General features: G+C 51.2%; 19 protein-coding genes. 9 read left to right on the top strand and 10 right to left on the bottom strand.

The features are described 5' to 3' along the window. Positions 1-52: 52 nt before the first annotated feature. On the top strand, positions 53-367 hold the full coding sequence (locus QNH99_RS10615) for a BON domain-containing protein (RefSeq protein ID WP_109716425.1): 315 nt from the start codon (positions 53-55) through the stop codon (positions 365-367). 48 nt (positions 368-415) lie between these two features. Here QNH99_RS10615 and ompW read toward each other — a convergent pair whose 3' ends face one another. Then, on the bottom strand, positions 416-1,048 hold the full coding sequence (gene ompW / locus QNH99_RS10610) for an outer membrane protein OmpW (protein WP_096010519.1): 633 nt from the start codon (positions 1,046-1,048) through the stop codon (positions 416-418). A gap of 249 nt (positions 1,049-1,297) precedes the next feature. On the opposite strand from ompW, the gene QNH99_RS10605 reads away from it, so the two are divergent. From QNH99_RS10605 to yciA, 4 genes are read left to right on the top strand one after another with little or no spacing between them, the layout of a single operon-like run. Continuing rightward, positions 1,298-1,714, top strand: a complete 417-nt coding sequence (locus QNH99_RS10605; RefSeq protein ID WP_063879786.1) for a YkgJ family cysteine cluster protein — start codon at positions 1,298-1,300, stop codon at positions 1,712-1,714. 27 nt (positions 1,715-1,741) lie between these two features. Then, on the top strand, positions 1,742-2,476 hold the full coding sequence (locus QNH99_RS10600; RefSeq protein WP_410517649.1) for a YciC family protein: 735 nt from the start codon (positions 1,742-1,744) through the stop codon (positions 2,474-2,476). A gap of 56 nt (positions 2,477-2,532) precedes the next feature. Then, the gene (locus QNH99_RS10595; RefSeq protein ID WP_063879788.1) at positions 2,533-3,072 is read left to right on the top strand and encodes a septation protein A; all 540 of its coding nucleotides are present in this window, start codon (positions 2,533-2,535) and stop codon (positions 3,070-3,072) included. A gap of 59 nt (positions 3,073-3,131) precedes the next feature. Continuing rightward, positions 3,132-3,554 carry an acyl-CoA thioester hydrolase YciA gene (gene yciA / locus QNH99_RS10590; protein ID WP_063879789.1) on the top strand — a complete coding sequence of 141 codons (423 nt, stop codon included), beginning with the start codon at positions 3,132-3,134 and terminating at the stop codon, positions 3,552-3,554. A 96-nt stretch (positions 3,555-3,650) separates the two neighbouring features. Here the strand turns inward: yciA and tonB are convergent, their stop codons facing one another. Next, positions 3,651-4,397 carry a TonB system transport protein TonB gene (gene tonB, locus QNH99_RS10585; RefSeq protein WP_410517648.1) on the bottom strand — a complete coding sequence of 249 codons (747 nt, stop codon included), beginning with the start codon at positions 4,395-4,397 and terminating at the stop codon, positions 3,651-3,653. Positions 4,398-4,594: 197 nt separating this feature from the next. Between tonB and QNH99_RS10580 the strand changes: the two genes are divergently transcribed. Further along, on the top strand, positions 4,595-4,891 hold the full coding sequence (locus tag QNH99_RS10580; protein ID WP_014605725.1) for a YciI family protein: 297 nt from the start codon (positions 4,595-4,597) through the stop codon (positions 4,889-4,891). 66 nt (positions 4,892-4,957) lie between these two features. Next, positions 4,958-5,131 (top strand): hypothetical protein, encoded by a 174-nt coding sequence (locus tag QNH99_RS10575; RefSeq protein WP_164484316.1) that lies wholly within the window; start codon positions 4,958-4,960, stop codon positions 5,129-5,131. A 30-nt stretch (positions 5,132-5,161) separates the two neighbouring features. Here the strand turns inward: QNH99_RS10575 and QNH99_RS10570 are convergent, their stop codons facing one another. After that, a complete protein-coding gene (locus tag QNH99_RS10570) occupies positions 5,162-5,335 on the bottom strand; it encodes a YciY family protein (protein ID WP_096010518.1) in 174 nt (57 codons plus the stop codon). 162 nt (positions 5,336-5,497) lie between these two features. On the opposite strand from QNH99_RS10570, the gene cls reads away from it, so the two are divergent. Together cls and QNH99_RS10560 are read left to right on the top strand one after the other, a co-directional pair. Then, complete coding sequence (gene cls, locus QNH99_RS10565) at positions 5,498-6,958, top strand: cardiolipin synthase (protein WP_063879791.1); 1,461 nt, start codon at positions 5,498-5,500, stop codon at positions 6,956-6,958. Between the two features lie 38 nt (positions 6,959-6,996). Beyond that, positions 6,997-7,326, top strand: coding sequence for an HI1450 family dsDNA-mimic protein (locus tag QNH99_RS10560; RefSeq protein WP_208624999.1), 330 nt, complete (start codon positions 6,997-6,999; stop codon positions 7,324-7,326). Between the two features lie 46 nt (positions 7,327-7,372). Here QNH99_RS10560 and oppF read toward each other — a convergent pair whose 3' ends face one another. The 7 genes from oppF to QNH99_RS10525 form a co-directional block, all read right to left on the bottom strand. Beyond that, positions 7,373-8,374: a murein tripeptide/oligopeptide ABC transporter ATP binding protein OppF gene (oppF, locus tag QNH99_RS10555; RefSeq protein WP_063879792.1), complete on the bottom strand. Its 1,002-nt coding sequence runs from the start codon at positions 8,372-8,374 to the stop codon at positions 7,373-7,375. Next, positions 8,371-9,384, bottom strand: a complete 1,014-nt coding sequence (locus QNH99_RS10550; RefSeq protein WP_063879793.1) for an ABC transporter ATP-binding protein — start codon at positions 9,382-9,384, stop codon at positions 8,371-8,373. The genes oppF and QNH99_RS10550 overlap by 4 nt, the downstream gene beginning before the upstream one ends. An 11-nt stretch (positions 9,385-9,395) precedes the next feature. After that, positions 9,396-10,304 (bottom strand): oligopeptide ABC transporter permease OppC, encoded by a 909-nt coding sequence (oppC, locus tag QNH99_RS10545; protein WP_410517647.1) that lies wholly within the window; start codon positions 10,302-10,304, stop codon positions 9,396-9,398. A gap of 14 nt (positions 10,305-10,318) precedes the next feature. Beyond that, positions 10,319-11,239: an oligopeptide ABC transporter permease OppB gene (gene oppB / locus QNH99_RS10540; protein ID WP_013025963.1), complete on the bottom strand. Its 921-nt coding sequence runs from the start codon at positions 11,237-11,239 to the stop codon at positions 10,319-10,321. 91 nt (positions 11,240-11,330) lie between these two features. After that, the gene (oppA, locus tag QNH99_RS10535) at positions 11,331-12,971 is read right to left on the bottom strand and encodes an oligopeptide ABC transporter substrate-binding protein OppA (RefSeq protein ID WP_172897078.1); all 1,641 of its coding nucleotides are present in this window, start codon (positions 12,969-12,971) and stop codon (positions 11,331-11,333) included. A gap of 157 nt (positions 12,972-13,128) precedes the next feature. Next, entirely contained in the window at positions 13,129-14,745 is a 1,617-nt protein-coding gene (locus tag QNH99_RS10530; protein ID WP_410517646.1) for an ABC transporter substrate-binding protein, read from the bottom strand. A 583-nt stretch (positions 14,746-15,328) separates the two neighbouring features. Beyond that, the gene (locus QNH99_RS10525; RefSeq protein WP_063879797.1) at positions 15,329-15,976 is read right to left on the bottom strand and encodes a YchE family NAAT transporter; all 648 of its coding nucleotides are present in this window, start codon (positions 15,974-15,976) and stop codon (positions 15,329-15,331) included. Positions 15,977-16,156: the final 180 nt, after the last annotated feature.

The raw sequence follows: 16,156 nt of genomic DNA, 5'->3' as shown, positions 1-16,156 counted from the left end.
ACAGGCGCCGTTATGGTAACGTCGCATCCAATTTGTGACAGGGAGAGAAGCAATGAAATGGTTTAAAGTGCTGGCAAGTGCCATGGTCGCGGCTGTTGTTGCATTAACACTGAGCGCCTGTGCGCCAACGCCAACTAAAGAAGGCACCGGCGGTTATATTGATGACACTGTCGTCACGACCAAAGTGAAAGCAGAACTGTTAAAAGATGAGTCGCTGAAATCGACTGAAATTAACGTTGAAACCTTTAAGGGTAAAGTGCAGCTCAGCGGTTTTGTCAGCTCGCCGCAGATGGCTAACCATGCAGTACAGGTTACCCGCAGCGTGGCCGGCGTAAGATCCGTCGTGAATAACATGCAAATTAAATAACGCCGTATTCATCACACGAAGGGCCACTTTTCAGTGGCCCTTTTTTTATCAGAAGCGGTAACCTGCCCCGAAGAAGAATACCCAGGGATCAACGCGCATATGGATGTTCTGCTGCTGATCGCCGGCTTTGAATTTCACGTCAGTATCAATATCCATGTACCACAGAGACGCGTTCAGCATCCAGTCACGGTTGATCTGATAATCCAGCCCGACCTGACCGGCTACGCCCCACGAATTTTTCAGACTCAGATCGCTTAAGCCCGCATCACGTCCGGTCTGGTTAAAATCCGCATCATAAAAGGTGGTGTAGTTCACCCCCACGCCGACATAGGGACGGACCTTACTCTGGCTGTCAAAAAAGTAGTACTGTGCCATCAACGTAGGCGGCAGCTGTCTTACCGTCGCCAGGGTGCCGGTTGGGCCAAGCCCCACTTTATGACGAAACGGCGTGGCGGCCAGAAGCTCGACGCCAATATTGTCAGTAGCCATATAGGTAAAGGTTAGGCCCAGTTGGGTGTCATTGCTGGCGCTAAAGGACCCCATTCCCAGCACATTGTCCGAGCCTTCGGTGGGGCGAACGGTAGCACTCCCTGCACGCACAAAGAAATCGCCAGCCTGATGGGCCAGCGCAAATTGCGGTAACGCAAGCGCCAGCAGCATGGCGCATTTAGCCAGTTTCATGTTCACTCCTGTGAGAAATTAAATGCCTGCACTGAATTATTTTTGCCCGCACAGATTTAGCGCGATTCTTTGGTAAATGCATCTAAATCAACTTAGAAAAATGATTTAAAAAACAATGAATTGATTCAAGTCAATTTTACACCTGCTGCTGCAGGCTAAATATCTCTTGCCGAAATAATATCGCCGCATTACTTTGCTCTTCTTTCCTGACTATTTTGGTTCGATGCCTTAGAGGTGGCGGGCGATCAAATGAGCGAAAATATCAATCCTTGTATTAGCTGTGGTGCCTGCTGTGCCCACTTTCGTGTCTCTTTTTACTGGGCTGAAGCCGATGATGCCGGCGGTCTGGTGCCCACAGAACTCACCGAGCCGTTGAGTCTGTTGATGCGAAATATGCGCGGAACGAACGATCGCTCACCGCGCTGCGTCGCCCTTAAAGGCGATATTGGCGGCTGCGTTTCCTGCGGTATTTATGAGAATCGGCCCTCACCCTGTCGTGAGTTTGACATGTCCGGGGAACAGGGTGTCTGGAATGAAGGTTGCGATCGCGCCAGAGCACGGTACGGCCTCCCCGCACTTTTTCACCCATCTTTACCTGTTATGACAGAAAGTTATCCGGTTGCGGGTGCCAGCGAGCCTCCAGAACATGTACAATCGCCGGGTTAATTAACCCGGTTCTTTCAAGGAGAGTACATGTCTATCACGGCAAGCTCGTTATACCGTGACACTGGAAATTTTTTTCGTCATCAATTGTTCACCCTGGTGTTAATGTCGCTGTTGACCGCGTTTGTGACGGTCATGCTGTTGCATGTTTTAACGCCCGGTGAAGATCAAATGGCGATCTTGCAACAAGGCGAGATAAGCAGTAAGTCGCTGTTTGACCTGGTGCAGAGTATGACACCCGAACAGCAACAGGTGCTGCTCCGCGCCTCTGCGGCCGGGACTTTCGCGGGCCTGGTGGGGAATACGCTGCTGTTAGGCGGTATGCTCTGTCTGATTCCGTTAGTCTCTTCAGGCCAGCGTGTCAGTGCACTGCGTGCGATAGGCGCTGCCGCGCCCTTGCTGCCGAAGTTACTGCTGCTGACTTTTTTAGTCACCTTAGTGGCGCAACTGGGTTTTATGGTGCTGGTGGTGCCCGGCGTATTGCTGACTATTGTGCTATCACTGTCGCCGATTATTCTGGCCAGTGAAAAACTCGGCGTTATCGCCTCGATGCGCGCCAGCATGCGGATGGCATGGAAAAACGTGAAGCTGATTGCCCCTGCCATTATCCTGTGGTTACTGGCGAAGCTTGCCGTAATGTTTTTCTTTACCTCATTGACGGTATTACCTATAAACGTTTCAACGGTCATTTTCACCGCTATAGGTAACCTGGTTTCCACTCTGTTAGTGATTTATTTGTACCGGCTTTATATGCTGTTACGTTGATTGTCCGTGCGCCGCCCGGCGCACTGGCTGGAAAGGCAGCCTTAACTGGAATGACTATGAAGCAGCTACTCGACTTTCTTCCCCTTGTTGTTTTCTTTATTTTTTATAAGTTGTACGACATTTTCGTGGCGTCGGGCGCACTGATTGTCGCAACCGGTCTGGCACTGGTGGCGAGCTGGGTGCTGTATCGCAAGCTCGAGAAAATGACCATCTTTACCTTCGTTCTGGTGGCGGTATTCGGTACGCTGACGCTGGTTTTCCATAATGATGAGTTTATCAAATGGAAAGTCACGGTTATTTACACCCTGTTTGCGCTGGCGTTACTGTTTAGCCAGTGGTTTATGCAGCAGCCGTTAATTCAGACCATGCTGGGTAAAGAGCTGGAGCTGCCTGAGCACGTCTGGCGTAAACTCAACATTGCCTGGGCACTGTTCTTCTTGATTTGTGGTCTGGCGAACATATATGTTGCATTTTGGTTACCCCAGTCATTCTGGGTTAACTTTAAAGTGTTTGGACTGACCGGCCTTACGCTGCTGTTCACGCTCCTGAGCGGCGTCTATATCTGGCGTAAGATGCCGCAACAAGAACAAAAATAATCCTGTTGCCCGTGTTAGCGGGCAGCGTTTCTCTTACGATGACATAAGAAACCAGAGCAATGGACGATAAACATAAATTGCCCCAGGGCGAAATGGTGATGCGCACCCTGGCCATGCCAGCGGATACCAATGCCAACGGCGATATCTTTGGTGGCTGGTTAATGTCACAAATGGATATGGGTGGCGCGATTCAGGCTAAAGAGATTGCCGAAGGCCGTGTTGTTACCGTTCGCGTCGATGGCATGACGTTTTTAAAACCCGTCGCGGTGGGCGATGTCGTCAGTTGCTATGCGCAATGTATTCGAACCGGCAACAGTTCGATGACGATCAACGTTCAGGTGTGGATTAAGAAAGTCTCTTCTGAACCGATTGGGCAGACCTACTGCGCCACCGAAGCGGTGTTTATTTATGTCGCTGTCGATAACGAAGGACAGCCTCGCCAACTGCCCGCAGGGCGGGATAATCAGTCATTCCCTTCCTGATAAAGCGATGCATCTACAATCCCGCTAACAGCCCGTTCGTGGTGAGCGCTTGTCACGTGTAGATCGCTCACCGCTCCATCACTTTCGCCCCCGGCGTCACTCGATGCTGGCCCCGCCATTAATTTTGAACACGATATTCATCGTCAAACCGCTGCCCGGCTTACCACTTTGATAACGCCACGTCCGCATAGCCTGTTTAACGGTGCGCTCAAACATGTTACGCGGCTCAGCAGAGAGAATGTCGATATTATCGACCCGACCATCGCTATCCACGTCAAATTTCACCCTGACGCGTCCTTCGATACGTAATGCCGCAGCCCGAGGCGGATAAGACGGCTTACTGATATTAAGCGCTTTAGGCCCGGTGGATACGCTCTGCGTCGGTGCTGCCGACGGCGTACTTTTCGGGGCCGTCGTGGGTTTACTTTGCGTTGCAGGCGCATCCTGCTTAAACGGGTTCGCCTGCGGCTTCACGTCCTGACGCGGTTTAACTTCGCGTTTTGGCTGTTCGCGCCTGGGCTCTGGCTTAGGTTTCGGCTTAGGTTGCGGTTTGGGGATCGGCACAGGCGCGGGCTTCGGCGGCTCTGGTGCGGGTTGAGGCTCCGGCACGGGCTCCGGTTCTGGCTGGGGTTCCGGTTGCGGCTCGGGTTGAGCGACTGCAGGTTCAGGCTGAACGTCCGGTGCAACCATGGTCACGCTAATCGGCTGTGATGCCTTGGGCAACTCAATGGTCTGATGAAAAGACGCATAGAGAATCCCGCCAATGACTGCACCGTGCAGCGCAACAGACAAGATCATAGCAACAGGCGAGCGTTTAGGTAAGGGCATAGTCAGCGTGGTCATAACAATCGCAGTAATGAAATGAAGTCCCGATTTTAAATGCAAATAGCAATCAGTTTCAATAACCTCCTTATGATGCGGCTAAAAAAGCCTATTTAGCCCAATATGCTGCGTAGGTCATTGACGCAAGGTTTCGTTTGCACTCTACTTAACTATCACTTACCGTGTTGCAAAATTTAAGAGTTAATGGGAGCGCCCAATTGCTTTACGTCATTTATGCTGAAGATAACGCCGATTCTCTGGAAAAACGCAACGCCGTGCGCCCCGCTCACCTGGCACGTCTGAAGTTGTTACATGAAGAAGGTCGGTTAATCGTTGCCGGGCCTATGCCTGCGGTGGACAGTAACGATCCTGGCGTTGCTGGGTTTACGGGCTCTACCGTGGTCGCTGAATTCCCGTCACTGGAAACGGCGCAGGCCTGGGCGGCAGACGATCCCTATATCGCCGCAGGCGTTTATAAGCAAGTCAGTGTGAAGCCCTTCAAGCGCGTTTTCTGATTCGACTCCCATGCAAAAAAGCTTCCGGGCAGCCGCTCTGAAGCTTTTTTTTCGAGATGATGTTTTATGCAAGCGATCATTTTGACCCTGTTACTGGTCATCACGCTGTTAGTCGGGGCGGCGCTCTGTCTGTGGCGCAAACACGGCTGGCGTAATAAAAAACACCTGATTGTGATGCTGATTGTTCTGGCCGCCGCGGTACAGTTGGTCAACGTAAAATTATTGATGACCGGGCAGTAGATTTATCAGCCGCTCAACGCGGCTGAATGATTACAGATTTTGCGTGATAAACAGAATGGAGCGACGTTGCTGCTGCGCCAGTTGATGGCGAATCCCGTGAATACGTTTATAGCGACGTGACTGCCCTTCCAGCCAGCGCGAACGTCGGCGCTGTACCTGACGCAACATTCTCCAGCGGGCAACTTCGTTTCTGCTTTTTCTCATTACGTCCTCTCTGACACCAAACTCACGCGCAGGCATTATAAAGATCTCTGAGCCAATGCCAAATCGGATCTTTCATCGAAAAGCCGTTATTATTAAGGGTTTCGCTCCCCTGCATCTCCACGTAAACTTCTCAAACTCAAGCGCGAACAGGATGTCCACTTAATGACCACGTTTTACACGCTTATCAGCTGGTTGTTGTTGTTTGGTTACTGGTTGCTGATCGCCGGCATCACGCTGCGCATCCTGATGAAGCGACGGGCCGTGACCTCAGCCATGGCATGGCTGCTGATTATCTTTATTCTGCCGCTGGTGGGCATCATTGCTTATTTATCCTTTGGCGAACTGCATTTGGGGAAACGCCGTGCTGAACGGGCGCGTACCATGTGGCCGTCCACCGCCCGCTGGCTGAATGATTTAAAAAAGCGCACCGAAATTTTTGCAACGGATTACAGCGACGTTGCGCGCGCTTTATTTCAATTGTGCAATAACCGCCAGGGCATTGCGGGCGTAAAAGGTAATCAGCTACAGCTACTGACCAGTTCTGATGACGTGATGAAGGCGTTAATTCGCGATATCCAGCTGGCGCGTCATAACGTCGAGATGGTGTTCTATATCTGGAATCCGGGCGGTCTGGCGGACGAAGTGGCCGAGTCGTTAATGGCTGCATCACGCCGTGGCGTTCACTGCCGGCTCATGCTTGACTCTGCGGGGAGCGTTGCGTTTTTCAGAAGCCCGTGGGTGGGCATGATGCGTAACGCAGGCATCGACGTTGTGGAGGCGCTCCAGGTCAGCCTGCTGCGCGTATTCCTGCGCCGCATGGATTTGCGTCAGCATCGTAAAATGGTGCTGATTGATAACTATATTGCCTACACGGGCAGCATGAATCTGGTTGATCCGCGCTTCTTTAAACAAGAGGCTGGCGTGGGTCAGTGGGTTGATCTGATGGCCCGAATGGAAGGCCCGGTATCGACGGCGATGGGGATTGTGTATAGCTGTGACTGGGAGATTGAAACCGGCAAACGTATTCTGCCGCCGCCGCCCGACCGCAATATCATGCCGTTTGAGCAGGAAAGTGGCCACACCGTGCAGGTTATTGCTTCCGGCCCTGGTTTTCCGGAAGACTTGATTCACCAGGCGCTGCTTACGGCAGTTTATTCAGCACGTGAGCAGTTAATCATGACCACGCCCTATCTGGTGCCGAGTGATGACCTGCTTCATGCTATCTGCACGGCGGCGTTACGCGGAGTCAACGTGAGTCTTGTGGTGCCCCTTCATAATGATTCTCTGCTGGTCGGCTGGGCAAGCCGCTCATTTTTTGGCGAGCTACTTGAGGCTGGCGTGAAGATCTATCAGTTTGAAGATGGCCTGCTGCATACCAAAAGCGTACTGGTGGACGGTCAGTTGAGCCTGGTCGGCACCGTCAATCTGGATATGCGTAGTTTGTGGCTGAACTTTGAAATTACCCTTGCCGTGGATGATGCCGGATTTGGCAGCGATCTGGCCTGTGTGCAGGACGACTATATTGCCCGTTCGCGCCTGCTTGACGCTAAACGCTGGGCAAAACGTGCCTGGTGGCAGCGGATTGTCGAACGACTGTTTTACTTCTTTAGTCCTTTACTGTAAAACGAGCGAAATTACGAACTGCCCTTAGATAAACGGGACTGAGAATGGATCTAAACAACCGCCTGACAGAAGACGAAACGCTGGAACAGGCCTACGACATTTTTCTTGAACTGGCAGGCGACAATCTTGATCCTGCCGATATCATTCTGTTCAATCTGCAGTTTGAAGAGCGCGGTGGCGCAGAGCTGTTCGATCCGTCAGATGACTGGCAGGATCATGTGGATTTTGATTTGAATCCCGACTTTTTTTCAGAAGTAGTGATCGGTCTGGGCGAAGCGGACGGCGAGCCAATTACGGATGTCTTCGCGCGCGTGCTGCTGTGTCGCGAAAAAGATCACAAGCTGTGCCATATTTTATGGCGTGAATAGCGGACAGATGGCAAATAAACGCCGGGCAAATGCCCGGCGTTTTGCTTTATAGCGGGTCCACCTTCAGGCAGGACACCGCGTGACGGAAACTGCCTTCAAGCAGCGGTCGGGTCTTCGCACACTCCGGGCCGGCAATCGGGCAACGCGTACGGAAGACGCATCCAGAGGGCGGATTAATCGGGGACGGTAATTCCCCTTCCAGAAGCTGAATCTGCTTATTTTTCTCCAGGTCCGGATCGGGGATCGGCACCGCCGACATCAGCGCTTTGGTATAAGGATGCTGCGGATTGGTGTACACCTCATCGTAAGTGCCCAGCTCAACGGCATGTCCCAGATACATCACCAATACGCGATCGGAGATATGTTTCACCACCGCCAGGTCATGGGCGATAAAGATCAGCGACAGCCCCATTTCACGCTGCAGTTGCTGTAGCAGGTTAACCACCTGCGCCTGGATAGAGACGTCCAGCGCCGACACCGGCTCATCGCAAATGATCAGCTTAGGCTCAAGTATCAAGGCGCGCGCGATGCCAATACGCTGGCACTGCCCGCCAGAGAACTCGTGAGGATAACGGTTGATCAGGTTAGGCAGGAGCCCGACCTTCATCATCATGGTCTTGACGCGATCTTTGATATCCTGGCGCGACAGCTCCGGGTGATAAGTGCGTAACGGCTCTGCGATGATATCGCCGATGGTCATACGTGGGTTTAACGAGGCCAGCGGGTCCTGAAAAATCATCTGGATATCGCTACGCGCCTTGCGCCACTCTTCCTGGCTCTGTCCCAGCAGGTTGCGTCCCAGCCAGGATACGCGGCCCTCTGTGGCCTTAACCAGGCCAATAATGGCACGCGCCAGCGTAGACTTGCCGCAACCTGATTCACCGACAACGCCCAGCGTTTCGCCCTCATACAGGCGCAGGCTGACCCCATCGACGGCCTTAAGGGTTTTTGGCGGCTGCCAGAACCACTGCTTGCCATCTTTGATATCAAAATGGACTTTCAGATCGGCGATTTCGAGTAAGACTTTTTTCTCTGCCAGGCTGCTCATACGAGTTCCTCCACCGGCTTAAAGCAGGCGCGTAAACGCCCTTCTGCAAAAGGTAACAGCGGCGGTGCTTTAGAACAGATATCCATGGCATGAGGACAGCGCGGCTGGAACGGACAACCCTGCGGCAAACGCAGCAGGTTAGGCGGATTCCCGGGAATAGTCGTCAGGCTTTCCCCTTCTGCATCCAGCCTTGGGACGGCGTTCAGGAGGCCAATAGAGTAAGGATGGGCTGGCTGATAAAAGACATCGCGCGCACGGCCATATTCCATCGTGCGTCCAGCATACATCACCAGCACTTTGTCGCAGATCCCCGCGACCACACCCAGATCGTGAGTAATCATGATGATCGCCGTATTGAACTCGCGCTTGAGTTCATTCAGCAATGTCATAATCTGCGCCTGAACCGTCACGTCCAGTGCGGTCGTGGGTTCATCGGCAATCAGCAGCTTAGGACGACACATCAATGCCATCGCAATCATCACACGCTGACGCATCCCGCCTGAAAACTCATGGGGATACATTTTCATGCGTTTACGCGCTTCCGGCATTTTTACCGCATCCAGCATTTTTATCGACTCTTCAAATGCCTGGGCGCTGCTCATGCCTTTATGCAGCTTCAGCACTTCCATTAACTGCTCGCCAACCCGCATGTAGGGGTTCAGTGAGGTCATGGGGTCCTGAAAGATCATGGCGATTTGCTCGGCACGCAGTCTGTTCAGCTGTTTTTCAGGCAGGTTAAGGATCTCCTTACCGTTAAACAACGCCGATCCGCCGATACGACCATTGCTGGCCAGCAGCCCCATCAGCGCAAACGCGGTTTGTGATTTGCCTGAGCCCGACTCGCCCACAATGCCTAAGGTTTCCCCCGCGCGCAGTGAAAAGTTGAGATCGTTAACCGCCGTCACGTCACCATCGTGGGTGCCAAAAGTGACGCGTAAATCTTTGACATCAAGCAGCAGTTCGCTTCCCGTGCGTGCAGCCTGAGAAGGCTGAAATTCATGAATAGTCATCGGGAAACTCCTTAACGATCTTTGGGGTCGAGGGCATCACGCAGGCCATCGCCAATAAAGTTGAAACAGAACAAGGTGACAACCAGGAAAACCGCCGGGAACAGTAACAGCCACGGCGAGACTTCCATAGAGTTAGCACCATCACTAAGCAATGCGCCCCAGCTACTCAAGGGCTCTTGGGTTCCCAGCCCCAGGAAGCTCAGGAAAGATTCAAACAGAATCATACTGGGCACCAGCAGCGAAGCGTAAACCACCACCACACCCAGTACGTTAGGGACGATATGGCGCGTCACAATTTTCCAGGTGGAAACACCACCGACATGCGCGGCTTCGATAAACTCTTTGCGTTTCAGGCTTAAGGTCTGACCACGCACGATACGCGCCATGTCCAGCCAGGAAACCATACCGATAGCGGCAAAAATAAGCAGGATATTGCGGCCGAAGAAGGTCACCAGCAGGATAACGAAGAACATGAACGGGAAGGAGTTAAGGATTTCCAGAATACGCATCATCACGGAATCCGTTTTACCCCCGAGGTAACCAGCGATTGAACCGTACAGGGTGCCGACGATGACGGCGATCAAGGCGGCGGCAATCCCGACCATCAGGGAAATACGCCCCCCAATGGCGACGCGCACCAATAAATCGCGCCCTGATGAGTCAGTGCCGAACCAGTGACCAGAGGTCGTATCCGGCGGTGATGACATCATTCCCCAGTCTGTATCGAAATAGGAGAACTGTGACAGCATAGGCGCGAAAATCACAAACAGCGCGATGAGCATCAGCACCATCAGGCTAATTAACGCGGCACGGTTATGGATAAAACGACGTCGGGCATCCTGCCACAGGCTACGCCCTTCGACTTCCAGTTTTTCACTGAATGCATCAAGAGCTTCGCTATTTTTCTTACTTAACATCATGGCGAACTCCAGAATCAGTAGCGGATTTTCGGGTCGATTACGGCGTACAGCACATCGACAATCGCGTTAAACAGAATGGTTAATAACCCCACCAGAATGGTCAGGCTCAGCACCAGTGAGTAATCACGGTTCAGCGCACCGTTCACGAACAGCTGACCAATGCCCGGCAACCCGTAGATGGACTCAATGACCATAGAGCCGGTGATGATGCCGACAAAGGCCGGTCCCATATAAGAAATCACTGGCAACAGCGCAGGCTTCAGTGCATGACGTAATACGATACGACGCAACGGCAAACCTTTCGCACGCGCGGTACGAATAAAGTTGGAGTGCATAACTTCAATCATCGAGCCGCGGGTAATACGCGCGATACTGGCGATATAGGCGAGTGAGAGCGCCACCATCGGCAGCAGCATGTAGTTCCATTGTCCGCCGTTCCAGCCGCCGCCGGGGAGCCACTTAAGCGTGATAGCGAAAACCAGAACCAATAGCGGTGCGACCACGAAACTGGGTATCACCACGCCGGTCATTGCCACCCCCATCACAACATAATCCCACAGGCTGTTTTGTTTCAGCGCCGCGATTACGCCGGCCGTTACCCCCAGCACCACCGCCAGAATAAAGGCGGCAAGACCCAGCTTGGCAGAAACCGGAAACGCATGGCCGACCAGGTAGTTCACCGAATAATCTTTGTATTTAAACGAGGGACCAAAATCGCCGTGCGCCAGTTGAATAAGATAATCAACATATTGCTTACCGATAGGATCGTTGAGGTGATATTTCGCCTCAATATTTGCCATGACCTCTGGCGAGAGCGTGCGCTCGCTGGTAAAAGGACTGCCGGGTGCCAGTCGCATCATAAAGAAGGAGATGGTAATCAGAACGAAAAGCGTCGGAATTGCTTCAAGCAATCGACGCAGGATGAATTTTAACATTGCCGTACCTACCAGGCTGGTGCTTCACATTGCATTAAAAAAAGTACAGGCGGCGCGCGAGGCGCCGCCGCTGTTCTTGGTATATGTTCTGTTAGTGCTTGATGATATACAGGTTTTTATCGTAGGTGTAATCCAGTGGATCCTTACCGGTATAGCCACCCACATACGGCTTCACTAAACGTGTATTGACGTAGTAGTAAAGTGGCACGATAACGGAATCTTTATCCAGAATCTGTTCGGCTTTCTGATAATCGGCGGCACGGGCTTTTTCATCCCCAGCAGCCAACGCATCTTTCATCACCTTATCAAACTCAGGGCTCTTATAGTGTGGCGTGTTATTACTGCTGTCTGACAGCATGGTGTTCAGGAATGACGTTGGTTCGTTGTAGTCGGCACACCAGCCAGCACGTGCAACATCAAAGTTGCCCTGATGACGCGTATCCAGGAAAGTTTTCCACTCCTGGTTCTCCAGTTTCACTTTGACGCCCAGGTTTTTTGCCCAGATTGAAGAGGCAGCGATAGCCAGCTTTTTATGCAAATCCGACGTATTATACAGCAAATTAAACGTCAGCGGTTTTTCAGGCGTGTAACCTGCTTCGGCCAACAATTTTTTCGCTTCAGCGTTGCGTTTTTCCTGCGACCAGGTAAACCAGTCTGGTTTTAACAATGACATGCCATCAGTTGCCGGTGGTGTATAGCTATATGCTGGCTTCTGCCCCTGAGCCAGTACCTTATCTACGATGATGTCGCGATCAAGACCCAGTTTCAGTGCAGCACGCACGCGCGGATCGGTAAATGGCGCTTTCTGGTTGTTAATTTCATAATAGTAAGTGCACAGATACGGATCGACATGCAGTTCTTTACCGTTATCACGCTGTAATTTCTTAAACAGCTCAATCGGCATATTGTTATAGGTCATGTCGCTGCCGTTATCGGAGAAGTAGCGGTTAACATCACTAACTTCTGAGGAAATGGGCAGGAAGGTTACTTTGTTCAATACAGTGTGCGCATTATCCCAATAGTCTGGGTTGCGTACTAACGTAATGCGTTCGTTGACAACATGGGAATCAAGCTTGAAGGCACCATTGCTGACCATGTTTTGCGGTAAAGTCCACTGGTCACCATACTTCTCGATTGCGCCTTTATTCACTGGTGACATCGATGAGTGGATCAGCAATTTGTAAAAATAAGGTACAGGTTCATCCAGGGTGACCTGCAGGGTGTGGTCGTCTAGGGCTTTCACACCTAACTCAGACGGACTTTTCTTACCGGCAATAATATCATCAACATTCTCAAGGTGACCATATTGCAAGAAGCTAGCATAAGGCGATGCCGTTTTAGGATTCGCCAGACGCTGCCAGCTGTAAACAAAGTCCTGTGCCGTTACCGGCTCACCATTCGACCATTTGGCATTTTTACGCAGATGGAAGGTCCAGACCTTAAAATCTTTATTATCCCAGCTTTCCGCTACGCCCGGGATTGGGTGGCCATCCGTATCACTAATCACCAGCCCTTCAAACAAATCGTGGCTGACGTTTGATTCCGGCACGCCTTCAATTTTATGCGGATCCATCGACTGGATTTCGCTACCGTTTCCTTTAACCAGCTCCTGCTTCGCGGCCAGTTCAACCCCAGCAGGTACCGTGGCTGCCATAACGCTGTTCGCTGTGAACGCACTCATCGCTGCAAAGACGCTGGCAGCAATCAGGGTTTTCTTCGTGATGTTGTTCATTCATAACTCCAGTTTTTTATTTTCACTGAGGGTATTTGCGACCTCAGCGTTCCCCGTATTCGGGTCCCCGGTGTTTGCCTGCCGGGGAGTATTGACCCTGTAGTGTGGTCTGCACGGTCACGCCCTTCCCGACTGTGCCGCCGGTTAAGCGCGTGACTCAGTGTTGTTTAATAAAATAATATTTCAGATCTGTCATGTCCTGCGGATCGTGGCCGGTAAACCCGCCAATCCAGGGTTTGACCAGTCGCACACTGACGCGATAGTAAACTGGCACAATTGCTGAGTCTTTGTCGAGTTGTGTTTCAGCCTGCTGATACAATAATGCGCGATCGGCTTCATTCTCAGTTGTTAATGTTGCGGCTAACAGGCGATCGTATTCCGCGCTGCGGTAAAACGCCGTATTGGTCGACGACTGACTCTGGAACATATTGAGGAAAGTAGAGGGCTCATTGTAATCCGCACACCAGGTGGCGCGAACCACGTCATATTGTGCCTGATGACGTGTTTCCAGCAGGGTTTTCCATTCCTGATTTTGTAACGTCACCTGCGCGCCCAGGTTGCGTTGCCACATGGACGCGGCGGCGATAGCCTGGGTTTTGTTTTGATCAGAGGTGTTATAAAGCAGCGTAAACCGTAGCGGGTTTTTATCGTTATAACCGGCCTCGGCCAGCAATTTTTTCGCCGCGTCATTTCGTTGCGGCTGTGACCAGGCCATCCACGCAGGCGCAGCTAATTTTGCGCCTGCGGTATAAGGCGGTGTAAAGCTGTAGGCAGGAATTTGCCCCTGTCCCATAATTTTATTGGCGATGATGTCGCGATCCAGCGTCATTTTGATGGCCGCGCGAACGCGCGCATCGGTAAACGGCGGTTTTTTGTTATTAATTTCGTAATAAAAGGTGCAGAGCAGCGGACTGACTTTCACTTCATCGCCGATGTCTTTACGCAATTTAGCGAACATGTCAGGCGGAACCGCGCTGTTGGTCATATCAATGCCACCGCTACGATAACGATTGATATCGCTGTTTTCCGAGCTGATCGGTAAAAACGTTCCTTGCTCAATGACGGTCTGGCGGTTGTTCCAGTAGCGCGGATTACGCTTCAGGACGATTTTTTCATTCACTACCCAGTCGCTCAGCGTATAGGCACCGTTACCGATGTAGTGGCCGGGTTGTGTCCATGCTTCGCCCCACTGTTCAATCGCAGGTGCATAGACGGGCTTCATCGCGGTGTGCGCCAGCATTGCCACTAAATAGGGCACCGGCTCGGTTAAGGTAACCTGCAGATGGCGGTCATCAAGGGCTTTCACTCCCAGTTGGTCTGGGGCGACTTTACCGGCAAGAATCGCCTCAACATTGGCAATGTGCGCAGCCTGCAAATAACTGGCATAAGGGGAAGCCGTTTTAGGATCGGCAAGACGACGCCAGCTATAAACGAAATCCTTTGCCGTCACCGGCTCACCGTTGCTCCATTTGGCATTGTCGCGCAGCGTAAATGTCCAGACTTTGCCCTGCTGATTTTGCCAGCTTTCGGCAACGCCCGGCACGACCTTGCCATCATTATCCGTGTTAACCAGCCCGTCCAGCAGGTTGAGGATGATATTCGACTCCGGCACACCTTCTGTCTTATGCGGGTCCAGTGACGCCACTTCTGATCCGTTATTGATGACGATTTGTTGGTTTGCGGACAACGCGACATCTGATGGCACAGTCGCGGCACTGGTGGGTAAAGCTGTCATAGTTAATGCTAAACAAGCCAGATAGTGCTGCGTGTTCATTTACCAACCCTTGTTAAGTGCCAACTTTTATTCTGCCATCCCGTCATCAATAAGGAATAAATCTTATTGTTTGGACATTCGGGAAAACTTTATCGATGCGCCGAAAATTAGCAGATGCTGTTGAGGGGCGCCAAAACTAAATAGCTAAAATGTTACCTGATTCTCTTTTATCATGAGATTTTTCCCAGAGGAAGTGTTAATTTTCGCCATAAAAATAGCTTAACAGACTGATTAATAAACAGACTCATCGATTTGATGGTAATTTAACCAAAAAATAACAATCCAGCCGTTTGACTGTGTTGTTGTAGGGTTATTTCACCTCGGCCCATCATTTAAAAACGCTTTTTGGGACGTATACCAGCATTAATCATGCCAACTTAGGCAGTTAAAGCAGAATGTAATGTGAAAATAGTGACAGGGGGAGAATGCGGGCACGGAGTGGGAGCAGGAAGCTATTAGTGGAAGTGATAACTGGCGAGGGATATGAAGACAGATAAATAATTGCATTAAAATGGTGCAAAACAACCGGAATTTGCACCAGATTAGCGCGCTTCTTATTATTTTTTTTTAAATAAGTGCCTTTTTATCCGACCAGACCGGGAAAAATCGCTTTAATCCCGGTAACGACAAATTCAATCCCCAGGGCCATTAACAATAACCCCATGATACGGGTGATGACGTTAATACCGGTCTGCCCTAACAACCTGACCATCAAGGGAGCAGCGCGGAACAGTAACCAACAGCTGAAGGCAAAAATGGCAATAGCTACGGTAAAACCCAGCAGATTAAGCCAGTTATGGTAACGGGTACTCCAGACGATGGTCGAACTGATCGCGCCAGGGCCAGCCATTAACGGCAGCGCCAGCGGAACCACGCCGACACTTTCCCGAATGGCTGTCTCCGATTTTTCCTGCTTGTTTTGTTTATCCTCGCCTAGCTTTCCGCTGATCATCGACATGGCGATCGTCACGACCAGAATACCGCCTGCAATGCGGAACGAATCGATAGAGATACCAAAAACATGCAGGATCGCATCGCCTAAAAACAGTGAGGTCCAAAGAATAATCGCCACGGCGAGATTTGCCGTCAGATTGGTTTTATTGCGTTCAGCCACGCCCTGATAACGGGTCATGCTGATAAATACCGGAATGATGCCAATGGGGTTAACCAGTGCAAACAGGCCTACGAAAAACTTGATATAGCCAGACAGATCTAATAGCGCAGGATTCACGGTTGACTCCACATCCCAGATGAAAAAACGCGCCTAATGTAAGGGAAAAATGCCCTGGGCGCCAGATGACCTGTTAGTTATTTATTCTGTTAATTTACTTACACTTTAGCGCGTTCTACCAGCCATTAAATATCCTGCGGTAGATGTTACTTTTATTACGGTCTTTTTACTTGGTCGTAT

The sequence above is a fragment of the Pantoea allii genome, assembly GCF_046529425.1.
Lineage (GTDB): Bacteria > Pseudomonadota > Gammaproteobacteria > Enterobacterales > Enterobacteriaceae > Pantoea > Pantoea allii.
The sequence above is the reverse complement of the archived record's forward strand: the minus strand, read 5'-3'. Positions and strand labels throughout refer to the sequence as shown.

Excerpts from the sequence above, each read along its gene's own strand:
- QNH99_RS10615 (WP_109716425.1), top strand. The coding sequence starts at position 53 with ATGAAATGGTTTAAAGTGCTGGCAAGTGCCATGGTCGCGGCTGTTGTT.
- ompW (WP_096010519.1), bottom strand. The coding sequence starts at position 1,048 with ATGAAACTGGCTAAATGCGCCATGCTGCTGGCGCTTGCGTTACCGCAA.
- QNH99_RS10605 (WP_063879786.1), top strand. The coding sequence starts at position 1,298 with ATGAGCGAAAATATCAATCCTTGTATTAGCTGTGGTGCCTGCTGTGCC.
- QNH99_RS10600 (WP_410517649.1), top strand. The coding sequence starts at position 1,742 with ATGTCTATCACGGCAAGCTCGTTATACCGTGACACTGGAAATTTTTTT.
- QNH99_RS10595 (WP_063879788.1), top strand. The coding sequence starts at position 2,533 with ATGAAGCAGCTACTCGACTTTCTTCCCCTTGTTGTTTTCTTTATTTTT.
- yciA (WP_063879789.1), top strand. The coding sequence starts at position 3,132 with ATGGACGATAAACATAAATTGCCCCAGGGCGAAATGGTGATGCGCACC.
- tonB (WP_410517648.1), bottom strand. The coding sequence starts at position 4,397 with ATGACCACGCTGACTATGCCCTTACCTAAACGCTCGCCTGTTGCTATG.
- QNH99_RS10575 (WP_164484316.1), top strand. The coding sequence starts at position 4,958 with ATGCAAGCGATCATTTTGACCCTGTTACTGGTCATCACGCTGTTAGTC.
- QNH99_RS10570 (WP_096010518.1), bottom strand. The coding sequence starts at position 5,335 with ATGAGAAAAAGCAGAAACGAAGTTGCCCGCTGGAGAATGTTGCGTCAG.
- cls (WP_063879791.1), top strand. The coding sequence starts at position 5,498 with ATGACCACGTTTTACACGCTTATCAGCTGGTTGTTGTTGTTTGGTTAC.
- oppF (WP_063879792.1), bottom strand. The coding sequence starts at position 8,374 with ATGAGCAGCCTGGCAGAGAAAAAAGTCTTACTCGAAATCGCCGATCTG.
- QNH99_RS10550 (WP_063879793.1), bottom strand. The coding sequence starts at position 9,384 with ATGACTATTCATGAATTTCAGCCTTCTCAGGCTGCACGCACGGGAAGC.
- oppC (WP_410517647.1), bottom strand. The coding sequence starts at position 10,304 with ATGATGTTAAGTAAGAAAAATAGCGAAGCTCTTGATGCATTCAGTGAA.
- oppB (WP_013025963.1), bottom strand. The coding sequence starts at position 11,239 with ATGTTAAAATTCATCCTGCGTCGATTGCTTGAAGCAATTCCGACGCTT.
- oppA (WP_172897078.1), bottom strand. The coding sequence starts at position 12,971 with ATGAACAACATCACGAAGAAAACCCTGATTGCTGCCAGCGTCTTTGCA.
- QNH99_RS10530 (WP_410517646.1), bottom strand. The coding sequence starts at position 14,745 with ATGAACACGCAGCACTATCTGGCTTGTTTAGCATTAACTATGACAGCT.